Origin of the sequence: Thiohalophilus sp. (genome assembly GCF_034522235.1) — a bacterium.
Taxonomy (GTDB): domain Bacteria; phylum Pseudomonadota; class Gammaproteobacteria; order UBA6429; family Thiohalophilaceae; genus Thiohalophilus.
Genome location: NZ_JAXHLN010000003.1, coordinates 2,316,085 through 2,330,895, shown reverse-complemented (window position 1 = coordinate 2,330,895; position 14,811 = coordinate 2,316,085). Strand labels below are relative to the sequence as shown.

The following is a 14,811-nucleotide window of genomic DNA, read 5'->3' as shown; positions in this document are numbered from 1 at the left end:
AATCACAGGCCGGGCCCGAACAAAAGTGAATCCCTCTATCCCTTTGCTTTATGTTATGTACTTTTAGGCGGCTTCAGGCCGTACAGGGCATGCGAAGCGGGGCAGACCTGGCATCAAGGAAGAGAATGCTCTACCTTCAATGGTGAATGAAATAGTTTGTCAGCGACGCTTTTAGCGCATTGCATGAATCAGGGGCCATGCTGGTATGGTGCAAAATATCTTTGTTCTCGGCGCGGACGATTCTTTCTTTCGCTATGAGTATCCCTCGCAACTTCCGCAGGAGGTCAAGGATGCGATGGTTGAGACTTCCCGGACGATTATGTCGCATATCGGCTTTGACAATGGCGCTTTCAATATTGAATATTTTTACGATATGAATACTGGCGATTATCAATTGCTGGAGATCAATCCCCGGATTTCCCAGTCTCACAGTGAAATGTTTCAGTTCGTCGACGGGACCTCAAATCATCAGATAATGGTGGATCTGGCCCTCGGAAATAAGCCGGATTTCAAGGCCCGGGCCGGACGGTTTGCTTGTGCCGCCAAGTTTTATTTGCGCCGCTTCAAGGATGGAAAGGTCAGTCATGTACCGGGTGCCGATGAACTCGATCGCCTGCGCAATTCTATTCCCGGGGTTGATATTGATATCAATGTTGAAAAAGGTACGCAGCTGTCCGCCATGATTGAACAGGACAGTTACAGTTTTGACCTGGCAAATATCTATGTTGGTGCCGACGATACGCGGGAGCTGCTGGAAAAGTTTCGCAAGGTGGTCGAGGCCCTGCCGATTGAGATTGAGGGCGAAGTGAGTCGCGAATGGAAACAAGCCGCATTAAGGGCCAGCTACGAAATGGTTTTTCTCGGCGATGTTTTCAAATACAATCATTGTGATGCGGCTGTGACAAACGATTCTCATTAGCGCGGTGATCGGAGCAGATCCTGCCTTTGTTCCTCCCGTCTTTATAAAGTAAAAATCTGTAAAACACTTCGATCCCTTCATAATTATAATAGTGGTATGAAAAAGGGCGAGCGTTTCAATACCATCTCTCACCTCGTTGGCGCCACACTCGCGCTGGCGGGTGTGGTCGTGCTGCTGGTTGTTGCGACAAACAGCGGTGATGGATTCAAGATCGTGTCATTCAGCGTGTACGGCGGCTCGCTGTTCCTGCTTTATCTGATCTCGACGCTTTATCACGGATTGCGTGGCCGGGCGAAGCGGGTGTTTCGTGTTCTGGATCACCAGGCCATTTATCTGCTTATTGCCGGCACCTATACCCCGTTTACGCTGGTGACGCTGGAAGGCAGCGTGGGCTGGTGGCTGTTCGGGGTCATCTGGGGACTGGCGGTGCTGGGTATCGTGATCGATGGTGTGTTTCGAAACGGGACGCGTGTTGCCCCGTTTATTATCTATTTGCTGATGGGCTGGCTTATCCTGCTGGCGCTTGGGCCCTTGCTGGCCGGTTTGCCATTCAGCGGTTTTGTCTGGTTGCTGGCCGGGGGGCTTTTCTATACGGGCGGGATCGTCTTTTTTGCCCTGGACCGTCGTTACCCGTGGATGCACGGCCTGTGGCATCTGTGTGTGCTGGCCGGCAGCATCAGCCATTACGTGGCCATACTGGTCTATGTTTGAGGCGCCGAACATTGTGGCGGGCAAATGACACATTGTTCGTCCTCCCGGTTTGATGTGACCGGGAGGCGGTGCATGTTTATTCCTTCAGGTACGGACGCAGGTAGGGAAGGAGCGTATCCAGCATATCGCTATCCTTTACCTGGGTGTAATCTTTTTCGATGTTGTGGCTTACCTTCTCGCTCGATTCATCATAAAGATGCTGATTGATGAGGCCATGAAAGTGGGGAGAGGCGACGATGACCAGTTCGTTGAACTGATTCTCACTGCGCGCCTTGTTAAGGACGTTTGCCAGTTCCCGGGCGAAGCGGTCCTTTTCATACTCTTTGGGGTTGGTCGGTTCCGCGTAGCTGCCGTGCCCTTCGCGGTTGACCTCGCTCTGGATAGCCGGTTCGACCGACAAGGTGCCACTGGTGGCAATACCCGGGACAGGATACAGATTTTCTTAATATCAGTAATAAGCGTGCACTGACCGCGGTTAGTTGGCAAAATCGGGCCATGACAAATGACACTACGAATCATTCTTACATGCGTACGCATCTGCTGACGGAGCGGGTCGAATGACGCTGACGGGATTGCTTGTCTTTATCCCCGTCGCCCTGCTGGCGGTATTGTGGTGGAAGGGGATGGGCAGCAAGGAGATCGCGCGTCGTGCCGGCATCCAAGCCTGCCGCGAGGCCGGGGTACAGTTTCTCGACGATAGCGTCGCGCTGCACAAACTGCGAGTGCGGCGCGGGCCGCGCGGTGCCCTGGCGCTTTACCGGGTGTATGGCTTCGAATTCACCAGTAGTGGGGAGCGTCGCCATCACGGTTACATTCACATGCTGGCCCATCACGTACAAAAGCTGGAGATGGATCCTTATCCGGAATAAAAAGACGGGTAAGAAGAAAACCGGGAAGAGCGCCCAATTGTTTTGACCTGTCGGACAAACCTGTGCCCTGAGCCCGGTTTTTTGGCATGCCTCAGGCGCAGAAGGGAGCGAACAGCTTGTTTGCAGGGTTCTGCGCCAGCGCTGCGCTGAATCGATTCCTGGCGGTGGCAGATAAAGACCTTTACGCCGCCCGTGGCATATCGTGCAGCAACTCCCTGAAGCGTTGCCACTCGGTGGCCGCCCAGATCTCCGAGGTGGCATGGCCGAATATCTGCACCAGCATTGATACTCGGGTTGCGGTCTCGACGTCGGGGGCCTCGAAAATGCCCACGTAATCGTAAGGCCCCAGGGTGGCAAAGTTGTGCAGCCAGTTGACGTCGGGCAGTTCGCTGCGGATTTTGTCCATTACCCGCTGTTCGAGTTGTTCCACCTGTTGGGGGATTCGGTGGCATCCGGCGACAGCCGGGTCAGTCGCAAGTTCGATGCGCGGGTTGGGAACAATGTGGGCGATATCGGGCAGCAGGATCATGAATGCCTCAGCCCGGAGCAGCGGCGGGTCACCCGATTGTCTACACTGGCGCTATGAATTTTAGACAGTGTGAAGGTTTTAAAATGAAACAGTATTCATCGTGTTAATTTTTCAATGATCGGGTCTGCGATGAATGGCCAGGCGTCTGCGCATGTTACCGGGATGTCACAGCATCCCGTCGATCATGAGTTCGATGAACCGCGCGAGATTGTCCGGATCTATTTAAAGGCGGTTAAGCGGGGCGAGTTGGTCGTGTTTGATCAAACCCTCGATGCATCGATGCTGACTCCCGTTCGCGTCGAATATGTCTATGAATTGAATAACGCGCTACCCCGGGTAAAGGTATGTGCCGAATTCAAACAGCCAATGTCCGTTCCGGGGCAGACTGACTGCAAGGCCCGCGGCGTCAATGCCGTGCTGGATGACGCGGGCAGTATCGTCGAGGTCGAGATCCACGTCTGGGCGGAGTAGTCGTGATTTAGAAAGATTCTAAGTTCGCCGAAGGATTATTACAATATTAGCAAATACTAAAATAGAGTCAGAATCGTAACTCCATGAATTGCACACGGACTATCCAGCCATCTGGTGTTGAGAGCCGCTCCGCGCTATAATAGCGGGCTTCGCCTCCCTCCACGAGCTGAGGCTCTTATCAACTTTCGGAATGACGGATAAAAAACGTTTATCGTGATTGTCTGGTCGAACCGCAAGAGCAATGTTAACCTTGGCCGCGTTATTGCGGGTGTAACGATTGTTACAAATCATAAACAATAAATTAGAGGAAGTGTCTCATATGCTGACCACCAACCCCTTCTCTGAACTAACAGCATTGATATCTCCCGAGATCATGCAGGGTTACATCATTTTAATGATTATCCTGGTGGTGCTGGGTACAGTGCTGGATATGATGCACAAGAAAAGTGCCCAGTACTTTTTCGAAAATTCGAAAAAGTCGCAGAAGGCTGCCAAACGAACAGTCGGTGGTGGTGAAAAAGCATCACTGCTGGTCAAGACCGTAGCCAGTGAAGTCATCACTTCTTCCGAGTTCTGCAATATCCGTCGCAGAATCTCTCACCTGTTGACCATGTACGGCTTCATTATCTTCGTCGTGACAACCGTGATGATGATTTTCGGAGCGGACACTTCATCCGGTACTGTACCGCTGCTGTGGCATGTCGGTGCCCTGATGCTAGTCATCGGTGGTTACTGGTTCTGGTTCTCCATCCGCGTTGATGTTTCTGCAGAAGCTGTCAAGTGGTATCAATTGCGTCAGGCCGATATCTTCATCCTTTCTCTGATCACCATGGCGACATTTGGCCTGATCTGGTCCATCCTGCAGTCCGCTGGTGCTGCCGGCTGGGATATGTTGTTCTTTGTTCTGTTCATCGTAGCCACGACTGTTCTGTTTAGTACCGTGCTGTGGTCCAAGTTTGCTCACATGTTCTTCAAACCTGCTGCGGCCTTCCAGAAACGGACGATTAAAGCGGATGGTTCCAGAGAAAACCTGCCGGCTGACTATGATCTGTCGGACCCTGCAGTACAGGCAAAATTTCCGGATATTCCTGAATATATGGGCAAGAACCCTTCAGACATGGGCCTTGGTATCAAGCGTGAAGCACCGCGCCACTACTAATTCGATAGCAGGAGATAAAAAATGCCAACTTTTGTATATATGACGCGTTGTGATGGCTGTGGTCATTGCGTCGATATCTGTCCGTCGGACATTATGCATATCGACAAGGTAACTCGCCGTGCGTACAACATCGAACCCAACATGTGCTGGGAGTGCTACTCCTGTGTAAAAGCCTGTCCGATGAACGCCATTGATGTGCGTGGTTACGCAGACTTTGCGCCGCTGGGGCACTCGGTACGTGTGAAACGTGACGAGGAAAAAGGTGTTATTGCCTGGCGCATCAAGTTCCGCAACGGCGAAAAAGACATGGAACTGCTTGCACCGATTACAACCAAGCCATGGGGCAAACACATTCCCAAGCTCGCTTCAGTGCAAGGTCCGACCCAGGAAATGCGTAACAGCCAGTTGCTGTATAACGAACCGAAATATATTCGTCTTGATGACGGGGATATACACACCTTGAAATCAAACGGGTTAAAAATGAAAGCAGGGGTGTACTACTGATGGCTTACAAAACAATAATAGAAGACAATATTGATGTCCTGGTAGCAGGTGCGGGCCTCGGTGGGACCGGTGCTGCATTCGAAGCCAGATACTGGGGTCAGGACAAGAAGATTGTTATCGCCGAAAAGGCAAACATCGATCGTTCCGGTGCGGTTGCACAGGGCCTGTACGCCATTAACTGCTACATGGGTACGCGCTTCGGTGAAAATAACCCGGAAGATCACGTGCGTTACGCACGTATCGACCTGATGGGCATGGTGCGTGAAGATCTGTTGTTTGATATGGCCCGTCACGTGGACTCGGCTGTACATCAGTTCGAGGAATGGGGGCTGCCGCTGATGCGCGATCCCAAAACCGGTGCCTATCAGCGTGAAGGTCGCTGGCAGATCATGATTCACGGTGAGTCCTACAAGCCGATTGTGGCCGAAGCCGCCAAGAAATCCGCGGATGAGGTCTTCAACCGTATCTGTGTCACTCACCTGCTGATGGACGAAGCCAAGGAAAACCGCGTTGCCGGTGCCGTCGGTTTCAACGTCCGTACCGGTAACTACCACGTATTCAAGTCCAAGACCGTCATCGTCGGTGCCGGTGGTGCTTCCAACATCTTCAAACCGCGTTCCGTGGGTGAAGGTGCGGGTCGTGTCTGGTATGCACCGTGGTCATCCGGTTCAGCTTATGGTTTGTTGATCGAAGCCGGCGCAAAAATGACCCAGATGGAAAACCGTATCGTACTGGCCCGTTTCAAAGACGGTTACGGTCCGGTGGGTGCATACTTTCTGCATCTGAAGACCTACACCCAGAACTGCCTGGGCGAAGAGTATGAGTCCAAGTGGTGGCCCGGTCTGCAGGAAATCGTCGGTAAGGAATACCTGGATCCCGATGCTTCTCACGTAACGCATCGTCCGATTCCGACCTGCCTGCGTAACCACGCCTTGATCTCCGAGGTAAATGCCGGTCGTGGTCCGATTCACATGGTCACCATGGAAGCCTTCCAGGATCCGCATCTCGAAGAGATCGGCTGGCATAACTTTCTGGGCATGACCGTCGGTCAGGCGGTACTGTGGGCTGCCACCGACGTGGATCCCAAGAACGAAAACCCCGAGCTGACTACCTCCGAGCCCTATGTTATGGGTTCACATGCGACCGGTTGTGGCGCATGGTGTTCAGGTCCCGAGGATATCTCACCGGAAGAATACTTCTGGGGTTATAACCGCATGACCACCGTTGAGGGTCTGTTCGGTGCCGGTGACGCGGTGGGCGGTACGCCGCACGCCTTTTCCTCCGGTTCCTTTACCGAAGGTCGTCTGGCTGCCAAGGCCGCCTGCAAGTACATCGACGACGGCAAGGCCGAAGGCATTGTGGTCTCCGAGAAGCAGATCAACGACCGCAAGACGCAGATCTTCAAGCCGATGGAGCACTACAAGATTTACCGCAACGAGATCACTGCCGGTGATGTTAACCCCAACTACATCAATCCTCGCCAGGGCCTGGATCGTTTGCAGAAATTGATGGATGAGTACTGTGGTGGCGCCAGCGTCAACTACATGACCAACGAGAAGCTTCTGCATATCGGTCTGAAGAAACTGGCCATTCTGGAAGAGGATCTGGAGAAGATTGCCGCAAAAGATTTCCATGAACTTTTGCGTGCATGGGAACTGATGCATCGTCATCGCGCTTCAGAATCTGTAATGCATCATACGCTGTTCCGCAGGGAAACCCGCTGGCCCGGCTATTACTACCGTGGTGATGCACTGAAGCTGGATGATGAAAACTGGCATGTGCTGACCGTTTCTCGTCGTGATCCCAAAACAGGTGAATACACAATGGAGAAAGCTCCTTGTTATCACCTGGTAGACGAAAACGAATAAGATCTGCCCTGAAGGCCGTAAAGCACCAGCAACTTCTTGTTTTTAAAGTGGTTGCTGGTGTTTCTTTTCCTGTTGGAAAAGTTTTAAGGCCCCGGGTTGCTTAACTGGAAAACTGATTATTGGTAGCAATAGAAGCGTGACTATGACAACTGAAGCATCAATCGAGACACAAAACCAGCAGAATATTATTAATATGCCCGATGAGGAGTTGCTGGCTATTGCACATCCCATGTGGGAAGACCTGATCAAATATTCCAATAAAGGCCAGTACGGTAAATTCATCAAAAAATTCTCCTACAACCTGCTGTTTGGCCTGAATGAAGTCGAAGTCGGCAAGCAGTTTGCCAAAAGCGAGCTGACGAGAAGCTTGTCCGAAGATTATGACTATCTGGGGACGATTCGCCGTGGCGAACATGTCACGATTCTCTACCGGGTTCGCAGTAAGAAGAAAGAAGGTGAGTGGCTGGGCCGCATGGTACTGGGTTATGAAGATGGTGAAGTCAGAATCTTTGGTGCCTCCATATTCTGAGTTCGAATCATCTGATCCTGTTTTTAATACCTTAATCAATACAGATTGAAAGCTTGTAATATGAATCAACAACTCGAAGACGCCATCGCTGACAACAAGTACGTCGAACTCAAGTACAAGGTCATCGATAAAAAGTCAGGATCTGTACTGACCGAGATCGAATACCCCCTGGGTTATGTTCACGGGGTAAGTGAAGTCCTCGCACCTGCCGTTACCGCCGAGCTGGAAGGCAAGCTCGCGGGTGATGTGATCGAGGTGCCGATAGACTGTAACCAGTTGTATGGTCCCAGAGACGAATCTCTGGTCATTGTCGAGCCTATCGAAAATGTGCCTGAGGAATATCGCGAAGTCGGCACGTCCATCCTGATGGAAAACGAGAGGGGGCAGACCAAGACATTTCTGGTCACAAGAGTGGATAAAAAGACCGTCACTATCGATGGCAACAACCCGCTGTGTGGCAGGGAAGTCATTTTCAAACTGGAAATCAAGGAAGTTCGTGATGCCAGCGAAGAAGAAATCGAGTTCGGTGGCAAGGTCGACGACGTTCCGGATGTTGAAGGGACTACCAGGGTTCCTGTGCAATAACCGGGTGCCAGACGAACGGGAGTAGAAGTTTGTCGTCTGAAGCAAAAGCAGAACAAAAAAGAGACCCCAATAATCCGTGCCTGTTTTGTACAGATCCACGCGGGGTATCACTGGAAAATGAACTGGCTTACAGTGCTCGTGACACCTACGCGGTGAGCCCGGGGCATACCCTGGTGATTCCGCGTCGCCATGTTGCCAGCTTTTTTGACCTGACGCCCGAAGAGATCAACGCCTGCATGGCGCTGATCACCGAGGAGCGCAGGTTGCTGGACGAGGAGTTCAACCCTGACGGCTACAACATCGGCGTTAATATTGGACCGGCGGCCGGACAGAGTATCTTCCACGTCCATATTCATGTCATACCCCGCTACACGGGGGATGTTGAAAATCCCCAGGGGGGCGTGCGGCATGTGATTCCCAAAAAGGGACATTACACGCGCTAGAGAGTATGATTTACGTCAGTTAAGTGGGAGGGGCTGACATCCCTGTTTTAATTCCTCCCGTTTCAACCATTGAGGAGTGATGATTATGAGTGATGCACCAAAAACCCGGCCCAAGGTTCCCGATGGCAAGTCACGTTTTCTGACAACCCGTCAAATGCCGGCTAATGAGAAAGGTTACGTTGGTTATGACACCATCTGGGAATCCTTCCAGAAAGAAGTGCCCTACACCACCCCCAAGAAGCCCTGAGGCGATCAGCCGCGCGACCCTCAACAGTCGCGCGGCTTCTCTTCAATCATTTCTGGCGTTAGCTAATGCGCCTCCTACTTTCTGTTATTCTGATCGGCCCCGCCGTTTTACCTTCCAGCTAAGATCCTGACCCAGTGGCGCTGATGCGCTTCATGGATAATTATGCGACTGTACGGCGCGCAGAGCGCGTGCCCGGTCAAGGCCGCAGGGAGCCTGATCGCAGATTGCCCAGCGAGTGGGGCTACACGCCGCTACAAACAGGGTGGCCAGAACAGGCCGCAGAGGCGGGCGCAATGGATTGAAGCGAGCGTCCCGCCGGAGTGCCCTGAGCCGGAACGATCCGGGTGATTTTTGACATTTTCCCACCTTGCCCTCTACATACCTACAGGTTATGCTGATTAATACACTTATAGTCAGCGAACCCGAACCCCGCGATGACCTTAGATGTCAACAATATCCGGGACGATTTTCCCATCCTGCATCAGTCGGTTCACGGTAAGCCTCTTATTTATCTGGACAATGCTGCTACCGCACAAAAACCGGTCCAGGTTCTGGATGCGATTGACCGTATACACCGCCAATTCAACAGCAATGTTCATCGCGGCACGCATTACCTGAGCGAACAGTGCACCGAACAGTTCGAGCATGCCCGCCAGAATGTGCGTGACTTCATCAATGCGGCCTCGACACGGGAAGTTGTATTTACCTCGGGTACCACAGGCGCCATCAACCTGGTTGCCTTCAGTTTTGGCGAAAAATTTGTCCACGAGGGCGATGAGGTTCTTGTAACCGGCATGGAGCACCATTCCAACCTGGTGCCCTGGCAATTGCTTTGCGAGCGTAAGGGCGCCCGACTCAAGGTGCTACCATTTGATCCCCCTGGTGTATTACGTGTTGATGAATTAGACAACCTGCTTACGGACAAGGTGAAGATTCTTGCAGTCAACCACGTGTCCAATACACTTGGCACAATTAATCCGATTCGGAAAATCATTGACACCGCGCACAAACATGGTGTGCCTGTACTTATCGATGGCGCCCAGGGAATTCATCATGTAGGCGTGGATGTGCAGGCACTTGATTGCGATTTTTATACGTTCTCGGGGCATAAGATGTACGGGCCCACCGGCATTGGCGTTCTCTATGGCAAGGAGAAGTGGCTGGAGGAACTGCCGCCATACCAGGGCGGCGGTGATATGGTCGCCAGTGTATCCTTCGAAAAAACCTCTTATGCCGAGCTTCCTCTCAAATTTGAGGCAGGCACGATTAACTATGTCGGCGCCATTGGCCTGGCCGCCGCCATCGACTATTTGCGAGCCGTTGGTCTCGATGAAATCGCCACGCACGAGCGAAAGCTGCTGGAATATGCCACCGAGCGACTGTCCGCTATTGATGGCTTGACCATCTATGGTAATGTCCCCGACAAGGTGAGTATTGTCTCATTCCTGCTAGAAGGTATTCATCCTTACGACACAGGCATGATCCTCGACAAACTGGGCATTGCCATGCGCACCGGTACCCACTGCACCGAACCGTTGCTGAAGCGCTTCGGCATTGAAGGCACCGCCCGTGCCTCGTTTGCGATGTACAATACCATTGACGAGGTGGACCGGTTATATGAAGGGATTATGAAAGTCAGGGAAATGTTTTAAGTAGTTCGTTTGATAATGAAAGATGGAATGCAGGTAAAAACGTTGAACCTGGAAGATGCTCAAAAGGAAATTGTCGATGAATTCGGCATCATTGACGAATGGATGGATCGATACAGTTATCTGATCGATCTGGGAAAAAAGCTCGCCCCCCTGGATGACAAACTCAAAACCGAAGAACATCTCATCCGAGGTTGCCAGAGCCGGGTCTGGGTCGTGCCGGAGATGAAAGACGGCAGGATTTACTTTTTCGCCGACAGCGATGCCATGATCACCAAAGGTATCATTGCCCTGTTAGTACGTGTTCTGTCCGGCCGAACCCCCGCTGAGATTATTAACGCCGATTTACACTTTATTGACGACATAGGTCTTAAAGAAAACCTCTCGCCGACGCGCTCAAACGGTCTGGTTAATATGATCAGACAGATGAAACAGTACGCGCTGGAACATAAATAAGATAGCCTCTCCCGTTCATGCAGCGTAATGTGTATTTCGAGAAATTGCCTGCTGTACGGTGCGCAATGAAAAGCTGGCCATGAAGCAAAAGTTGGTGGCACAGTTGGCAGTGTCGACAACTGATTATTCGTGTTTCGAAAATGACCCGTTTGTACTCCAAAAAATTTCTGTTGCCCTTCGTCGGCGTGGTCCAGGTTGCAGAACTGGACTGGGGGCGTGCCCTGAGCCTGGACGGGAAGAACTGGGCGATACGCTACGCGCAGAACGACAACGAGCAGGTAAAAATTGGGCCATTCAGAGACGATCCGAGAGTGAATTCTTCTCTGGTGGTAACCATCGCTGAGGACCGGCTGGAGACCCGCGCCATCCACCCCTTTCTGGATCCTGAACGGGTCCGCGCGGACAGCCAACAGCTTTTCGAAGCGATCCGCGACACCCGGATACCCTTTGAGGCGGCGGACCGTTATGAATACTGGTTGCTGGATGGCAGCGACGACAGCCCCCTCGCACTGTTGCATTCCTGCGTCAATGAGGCAGATATGCAACTTCCGCTCCCGCCGCCGGAATGGCTGGCCATGCCCGCGGCGAAACTCGTGGTCCCCGATCCGGCTCCCCCGGCGCAGGCGACCTACCTGCCGCCGGTCAACTATCGCCTGCAGCAACAGATCGAGGCGCGGGCCGGCAACAAGCCACGGGTGGCCTGGTTCGAACGCCCGCAGGCGACGGACGATTTTCCGCCCTGTCTGATCAGGGAGGCGTGGGCGGATCCGGAATGCCAGCGGCTTTGCGATCTTTATCTGCAGCGGCTTGCCCCCCGCCTGTTAATGCTTGGGGACCTCCCCAGTGCGGTGCGGCAACGCCTGGAACAGGCCGCGTGCGAACATGTCTTCGAAGTGGAACGGTTCTATCCCCTCTATCCCGAGGTAGTTGATGAGAGTCTGCTGAACACCGCCCGGGTCGAGGCTAAACTGCGCCGCGCCAACGAGGTGTAATCCGGCAACTGTCCAGCATAGAGTCTGAACACGCTTTGCCGGATGCGCGTCCGGCCTGCCATTTACAGAGGTGACCCATGATTGCGGTAATATTCGAAGTGATTCCCACTGCCGAGGGTAAACAGGAGTACCTGTCCATCGCGGCGCAGCTGCGGGAGTATTTAAAAGAGATGCCCGGGTTTATCTCCGTCGAGCGGTTCCAGAGTCTGAGTGATGAAAGAAAGATACTGTCGCTTTCCTTCTGGGAGGATGAAGAAGCTATCTCCCGCTGGCGAAATCTGGAACAACACCGCGTGGCACAAACAAAAGGTCGAGACAGGCTGTTCCAGGATTACCGGATACGCGTCGGAACGATAGTGCGGGATTATACACTGAACGATCGCGCCGAAGGCATGGAGAACAGCGAAAGGAATGAGTCAGGATAATGCTTTTCCGGTAAATTTTGTAAGTTCAGTGTTTCGCTGGTACCAGGCTTTGTTCTTTCAGCTCACAACCACTTCTTGAACTTGAACAGGATCAGCAGAACGACGGCCAGTGTGGCCATGCCGCCGAGGGTAAAGAAGTAGGCGTATTCCAGTTGCAGCTCCGGCATGTTCTCGAAGTTCATGCCGAAGATACCGGCGATGAAGGTCAGTGGCAGGAAGATAGCGGAGAGGACAGTCAGCACCCGCACAATCTCGTTGGTACGATGGGCCACGGCGGAAAAATGCAGCTGCACCAGCGCTTCGGTTTCGTTTTTCTGGTCTTCGGCGAATTTGATCACGCGCTGAATATGTTCGACCAGATCGTTGAACCGGACCGTGAGGTGATCATCGAATTCGGTATCGGTGTCCTCGCGCCAGGCCTGCAGCGCGGTGATCTGTTCGTCACACAGGCGCTCCAGTTTTCGCAGGTCGCTGGTGTAATCCATCACCGCCATCCAGTCACTGAAGTCATGGCGGGGGTCGAGCAGATCCCGGCGCCATTCATCGTAGCGATTCAGCAGTGGCTCACGCAGGGCAAGGTAGCGATCCACCATGTAGGTCATCAGCAGGTGCATCAGGCCGGCCGGGCGGCGGGGGATGCGCACGGCCTTGTCCAGCAGGCGCGGCTTGATCTGGGCGACCGAAACGCTGTCGGTGGGGCGAATGGTCAGTAGCAGATGTTCGAGCACAAAGAACACTGTCGGTCGGGTCTGAAAATCCCCGGTCTGATCCGCCGGAGACAGGCCGCGAAAGATGAGCATCTCGTAATTCTGGGTCCCGTCATAAAAGGACGGGTGCTCCAGGTTCTGGCTGTCACGCACATGCCGTTCGTGGATGCTTGCGCCGCACAAGCGTTCGACCTGTTGCGGCCAGTCACTCTCCTCGCCGCGGATAATATCCAGCCACAGAAAGCCGGATTCCGGCAAATGTTCCGGCAGGCTTTCCAGCGGCGTGACCTGTTGATGATTGATCAGCAGAATATCCATCGGATTACCCGGCGGTTTTCACGATATATTCGGCTGTGAGCAGGTGACCTGTCAATGACATCGGATTCAAGACGCGGATTCTTATGAGCCCGTCATTGAGTTTACGCGCTGTTGTGCGGATTTTCTATCTTGCCGGATGTGATATTATAAATCCGGTTAAGCAATGATTTCACAACATCCGGGAATGTGACAGGCCAGTGTGTATGAACTCGGGAGATAATGATGTCGGATAGAGCAGGCAGGCAGCGTATACTGCTTATCGTACGCAGTTTGCAAATGGGCGGCATTGAGCGCCATACCATCAATCTGGCTAACGCCATGGCGGCCGATGGTCATGATGTGCATATTCTGGTGCTCAAACGGCGTGTCGTGTTACAGCCCGATGCGGCGGTAACGGTTCACTATTTTGATGTGGACAAGATTAACCGGCTGACGGGGATCGGCCTGGTTTATGACCTCATTACCCGGCTGTTGCTGGCGCCGCTGATCAAGCGTTCAAACTTCTATTGGCGCGGCCTTTACGGCGGCTGGTATCTGCGGCTCTTTCTCTATTGGCAGGAACGCAAGTCTGGTCGTTTTGACAAGATCATCGCCCTCGGGCAAGGGGCGTTTGAACTGTTCTGGAACTATCGGGATCCGCGTTTCTATCAGGTGGTGGTCAGTCCGTTATGGGCCATGCGGGGTGGCTTCTGGGAGCGGGTCTTTTCAAAAGCGCTCTATCATCGGAAAAATCTGGTTACCAATTCCAGCGGTGTGCAGGCTTCACTCGAAGAACGTCTGCAGGCCTACAGTTTGATACCCCGCAGCCTGAAGCTGATTTACAACCCGCTGCCGGTTGCCCGGATTCAGGCCCAGTCCCGGGAGCCGGCGCCGTTACCTGATGAGCCCTATATCGTTCATGTCAGTCGACTCACTTACCAAAAGCATCAATCGCTTTTGTTACGCGCCTATCAGGCTTCGGGGGTCAACCAGAAGCTGGTGATCGTCGGTGGCGGTCAGGACGAGCCACGCTTGCGTCAACTGGCCAGGGAACTGGCGATCGACAGCCGGGTCAGGTTCGTCGGTGAACAGTCAAATCCTTATCCCTGGATGCGCCAGGCAAGTCTGTTTGTCCTGAGCTCGCGCTTTGAAGGATTTGGCCTGGTGCTCGCTGAGGCCATGATTTGCGGCACACCGGTTGTGGCCACCGATTGCCCGGGCGGTGTCCATGATGTGCTCAGCGGCGATCAAAAGCGGCTGATTGCCGACAATACGGTGCAAGGGCTGGCCGACAAGATTCGCGAGGGGCTGGACAATCCGCCCGAGATCACCCCGGCGCTGTACCGGCGGTTCGATGCCTCTGAGATTGCCGAACAATTCTTACGCCTGGAATGACGCTCAACGCCGGGTAGGCGCGTTATGCCCGGACAGAATGTCTGCTTGACCGGATA

At 53.1% G+C, this 14,811-nt stretch carries 19 protein-coding genes; 16 read left to right on the top strand and 3 right to left on the bottom strand.

What is annotated here, in order from left to right:
* Positions 1 to 205: 205 nt before the first annotated feature.
* Both U5J94_RS14445 and trhA read left to right on the top strand, forming a co-directional pair.
* The gene (locus U5J94_RS14445) at positions 206 to 919 is read left to right on the top strand and encodes a hypothetical protein (protein ID WP_322566325.1); all 714 of its coding nucleotides are present in this window, start codon (positions 206 to 208) and stop codon (positions 917 to 919) included.
* 96 nt (positions 920 to 1,015) lie between these two features.
* A complete protein-coding gene (gene trhA / locus U5J94_RS14440) occupies positions 1,016 to 1,630 on the top strand; it encodes a PAQR family membrane homeostasis protein TrhA (protein ID WP_322566324.1) in 615 nt (204 codons plus the stop codon).
* Between the two features lie 76 nt (positions 1,631 to 1,706).
* Here the strand turns inward: trhA and U5J94_RS14435 are convergent, their stop codons facing one another.
* On the bottom strand, positions 1,707 to 2,030 hold the full coding sequence (locus tag U5J94_RS14435; RefSeq protein WP_322566323.1) for a host attachment protein: 324 nt from the start codon (positions 2,028 to 2,030) through the stop codon (positions 1,707 to 1,709).
* Between the two features lie 157 nt (positions 2,031 to 2,187).
* Between U5J94_RS14435 and U5J94_RS14430 the strand changes: the two genes are divergently transcribed.
* Positions 2,188 to 2,499: a DUF3301 domain-containing protein gene (locus U5J94_RS14430; protein ID WP_322566322.1), complete on the top strand. Its 312-nt coding sequence runs from the start codon at positions 2,188 to 2,190 to the stop codon at positions 2,497 to 2,499.
* A 181-nt stretch (positions 2,500 to 2,680) separates the two neighbouring features.
* Here the strand turns inward: U5J94_RS14430 and U5J94_RS14425 are convergent, their stop codons facing one another.
* Positions 2,681 to 3,028: a GYD domain-containing protein gene (locus U5J94_RS14425; protein WP_322566321.1), complete on the bottom strand. Its 348-nt coding sequence runs from the start codon at positions 3,026 to 3,028 to the stop codon at positions 2,681 to 2,683.
* 162 nt (positions 3,029 to 3,190) lie between these two features.
* Between U5J94_RS14425 and U5J94_RS14420 the strand changes: the two genes are divergently transcribed.
* The 12 genes from U5J94_RS14420 to U5J94_RS14365 all read left to right on the top strand — a co-directional run bounded on the left by U5J94_RS14420 (position 3,191) and on the right by U5J94_RS14365 (position 12,356).
* Positions 3,191 to 3,499, top strand: coding sequence for a hypothetical protein (locus tag U5J94_RS14420; RefSeq protein WP_322566320.1), 309 nt, complete (start codon positions 3,191 to 3,193; stop codon positions 3,497 to 3,499).
* A 319-nt stretch (positions 3,500 to 3,818) separates the two neighbouring features.
* Positions 3,819 to 4,658 (top strand): hypothetical protein, encoded by an 840-nt coding sequence (locus U5J94_RS14415; RefSeq protein WP_322566319.1) that lies wholly within the window; start codon positions 3,819 to 3,821, stop codon positions 4,656 to 4,658.
* A gap of 21 nt (positions 4,659 to 4,679) precedes the next feature.
* Positions 4,680 to 5,162 (top strand): adenylyl-sulfate reductase subunit beta, encoded by a 483-nt coding sequence (aprB, locus tag U5J94_RS14410; RefSeq protein ID WP_322566318.1) that lies wholly within the window; start codon positions 4,680 to 4,682, stop codon positions 5,160 to 5,162.
* On the top strand, positions 5,162 to 7,030 hold the full coding sequence (aprA, locus tag U5J94_RS14405) for an adenylyl-sulfate reductase subunit alpha (protein ID WP_322566317.1): 1,869 nt from the start codon (positions 5,162 to 5,164) through the stop codon (positions 7,028 to 7,030). Before aprB ends, aprA begins: the two co-directional genes overlap by 1 nt.
* 193 nt (positions 7,031 to 7,223) lie before the next feature.
* Positions 7,224 to 7,559 (top strand): hypothetical protein, encoded by a 336-nt coding sequence (locus U5J94_RS14400; RefSeq protein WP_416224005.1) that lies wholly within the window; start codon positions 7,224 to 7,226, stop codon positions 7,557 to 7,559.
* 60 nt (positions 7,560 to 7,619) lie between these two features.
* Positions 7,620 to 8,144, top strand: a complete 525-nt coding sequence (locus U5J94_RS14395) for a hypothetical protein (RefSeq protein WP_322566315.1) — start codon at positions 7,620 to 7,622, stop codon at positions 8,142 to 8,144.
* Positions 8,145 to 8,173: 29 nt separating this feature from the next.
* The gene (locus U5J94_RS14390; protein WP_322566314.1) at positions 8,174 to 8,587 is read left to right on the top strand and encodes an HIT family protein; all 414 of its coding nucleotides are present in this window, start codon (positions 8,174 to 8,176) and stop codon (positions 8,585 to 8,587) included.
* A gap of 85 nt (positions 8,588 to 8,672) precedes the next feature.
* Positions 8,673 to 8,834 carry a hypothetical protein gene (locus tag U5J94_RS14385; RefSeq protein ID WP_322566313.1) on the top strand — a complete coding sequence of 54 codons (162 nt, stop codon included), beginning with the start codon at positions 8,673 to 8,675 and terminating at the stop codon, positions 8,832 to 8,834.
* 434 nt (positions 8,835 to 9,268) lie between these two features.
* A complete protein-coding gene (locus tag U5J94_RS14380; RefSeq protein ID WP_322566312.1) occupies positions 9,269 to 10,486 on the top strand; it encodes a cysteine desulfurase in 1,218 nt (405 codons plus the stop codon).
* A gap of 15 nt (positions 10,487 to 10,501) precedes the next feature.
* The gene (locus U5J94_RS14375) at positions 10,502 to 10,939 is read left to right on the top strand and encodes a SufE family protein (RefSeq protein ID WP_322566311.1); all 438 of its coding nucleotides are present in this window, start codon (positions 10,502 to 10,504) and stop codon (positions 10,937 to 10,939) included.
* 140 nt (positions 10,940 to 11,079) lie between these two features.
* Positions 11,080 to 11,931 (top strand): hypothetical protein, encoded by an 852-nt coding sequence (locus tag U5J94_RS14370; RefSeq protein WP_322566310.1) that lies wholly within the window; start codon positions 11,080 to 11,082, stop codon positions 11,929 to 11,931.
* Between the two features lie 77 nt (positions 11,932 to 12,008).
* Positions 12,009 to 12,356 carry an antibiotic biosynthesis monooxygenase gene (locus U5J94_RS14365; protein ID WP_322566309.1) on the top strand — a complete coding sequence of 116 codons (348 nt, stop codon included), beginning with the start codon at positions 12,009 to 12,011 and terminating at the stop codon, positions 12,354 to 12,356.
* Between the two features lie 62 nt (positions 12,357 to 12,418).
* Here U5J94_RS14365 and U5J94_RS14360 read toward each other — a convergent pair whose 3' ends face one another.
* A complete protein-coding gene (locus U5J94_RS14360) occupies positions 12,419 to 13,381 on the bottom strand; it encodes a magnesium transporter CorA family protein (protein ID WP_322566308.1) in 963 nt (320 codons plus the stop codon).
* A 222-nt stretch (positions 13,382 to 13,603) separates the two neighbouring features.
* Here U5J94_RS14360 and U5J94_RS14355 point away from each other — a divergent pair, with 222 nt between their 5' ends.
* Entirely contained in the window at positions 13,604 to 14,755 is a 1,152-nt protein-coding gene (locus U5J94_RS14355) for a glycosyltransferase (RefSeq protein WP_322566307.1), read from the top strand.
* The last annotated feature ends 56 nt before the right edge of the window (positions 14,756 to 14,811 follow it).

Coding starts and splice junctions, on each gene's coding strand:
- U5J94_RS14445 (WP_322566325.1), top strand. CDS start 206: ATGGTGCAAAATATCTTTGTTCTCGGCGCGGACGATTCTTTCTTTCGC.
- trhA (WP_322566324.1), top strand. CDS start 1,016: ATGAAAAAGGGCGAGCGTTTCAATACCATCTCTCACCTCGTTGGCGCC.
- U5J94_RS14430 (WP_322566322.1), top strand. CDS start 2,188: ATGACGCTGACGGGATTGCTTGTCTTTATCCCCGTCGCCCTGCTGGCG.
- U5J94_RS14425 (WP_322566321.1), bottom strand. CDS start 3,028: ATGATCCTGCTGCCCGATATCGCCCACATTGTTCCCAACCCGCGCATC.
- U5J94_RS14420 (WP_322566320.1), top strand. CDS start 3,191: ATGTCACAGCATCCCGTCGATCATGAGTTCGATGAACCGCGCGAGATT.
- U5J94_RS14415 (WP_322566319.1), top strand. CDS start 3,819: ATGCTGACCACCAACCCCTTCTCTGAACTAACAGCATTGATATCTCCC.
- aprB (WP_322566318.1), top strand. CDS start 4,680: ATGCCAACTTTTGTATATATGACGCGTTGTGATGGCTGTGGTCATTGC.
- aprA (WP_322566317.1), top strand. CDS start 5,162: ATGGCTTACAAAACAATAATAGAAGACAATATTGATGTCCTGGTAGCA.
- U5J94_RS14400 (WP_416224005.1), top strand. CDS start 7,224: ATGCCCGATGAGGAGTTGCTGGCTATTGCACATCCCATGTGGGAAGAC.
- U5J94_RS14395 (WP_322566315.1), top strand. CDS start 7,620: ATGAATCAACAACTCGAAGACGCCATCGCTGACAACAAGTACGTCGAA.
- U5J94_RS14385 (WP_322566313.1), top strand. CDS start 8,673: ATGAGTGATGCACCAAAAACCCGGCCCAAGGTTCCCGATGGCAAGTCA.
- U5J94_RS14380 (WP_322566312.1), top strand. CDS start 9,269: ATGACCTTAGATGTCAACAATATCCGGGACGATTTTCCCATCCTGCAT.
- U5J94_RS14375 (WP_322566311.1), top strand. CDS start 10,502: ATGAAAGATGGAATGCAGGTAAAAACGTTGAACCTGGAAGATGCTCAA.
- U5J94_RS14370 (WP_322566310.1), top strand. CDS start 11,080: ATGACCCGTTTGTACTCCAAAAAATTTCTGTTGCCCTTCGTCGGCGTG.
- U5J94_RS14365 (WP_322566309.1), top strand. CDS start 12,009: ATGATTGCGGTAATATTCGAAGTGATTCCCACTGCCGAGGGTAAACAG.
- U5J94_RS14360 (WP_322566308.1), bottom strand. CDS start 13,381: ATGGATATTCTGCTGATCAATCATCAACAGGTCACGCCGCTGGAAAGC.
- U5J94_RS14355 (WP_322566307.1), top strand. CDS start 13,604: ATGTCGGATAGAGCAGGCAGGCAGCGTATACTGCTTATCGTACGCAGT.